We start from the raw sequence: 752 nt of genomic DNA on the forward strand, positions 1-752 counted from the left end.
GGCGTTATTATGAGATGACAGGATTACTCTTTCGGATCTTTTCCGGCGAGCAGTTTGTCCAGCTCGTCGCCGCCCACATGGCGGAAATCCTGCCCCTTCACGAAGTAGAAGATGTATTCGCAGATGTTCTGGCAGCGATCGCCGATACGCTCGATAGAGCGGGCGCAGAACAGCGCGGTCAGTACGCTTGGGATGGTACGGGAATCTTCCATCATGTAGGTCATCAGCTGACGCACAATGCCTTCGTACTCCTGATCCACCTTCTTGTCTTCACGGTAGATACGCACCGCTTCATCAAGATCCATGCGCGCAAAGGCATCCAGCACATCATGCAGCATCTGCACCGTATGGCGGCCCAGCGACTCCAGGCTCACCAGCAGCGGCTGGTGCTGTTGGGAGAACTTCTCCAGCGCGGTGCGGCAGATTTTATCCGCGACGTCACCGATGCGCTCCAGCTCGGCGATGGTTTTGATGATCGCCATCACCAGACGCAGGTCGCTCGCCGTCGGCTGACGCTTGGCGATAATACGCACGCAGGCCTCATCGATCGCCACTTCCATCATGTTGACCTGATGGTCACCGGCAACAACGCGCTTGGCCAGCTCGCTGTCCTGATTATGCATGGCGGTGATCGCGTCAGAGAGCTGCTGCTCTACCATCCCGCCCATGGTCATCACCTGAGTGCGGATGCTCTCCAGCTCAGCGTTAAACTGGCCGGAGATATGTTTATTAAGATTGAGACTGTCCATAAC

At 56.4% G+C, this 752-nt stretch carries 1 protein-coding gene; it reads right to left on the bottom strand.

All coding sequences use genetic code 11. The features are described from left to right. Window positions 1-23 precede the first annotated feature (23 nt). Window positions 24-749, bottom strand: a complete 726-nt coding sequence (phoU, locus tag FN633_RS04240) for a phosphate signaling complex protein PhoU (RefSeq protein WP_154056857.1) — start codon at window positions 747-749, stop codon at window positions 24-26. Window positions 750-752 lie beyond the last annotated feature (3 nt).

This window comes from Pseudescherichia vulneris, from assembly GCF_902164725.1.
GTDB classification, from domain to species: Bacteria; Pseudomonadota; Gammaproteobacteria; order Enterobacterales; family Enterobacteriaceae; genus Pseudescherichia; species Pseudescherichia vulneris.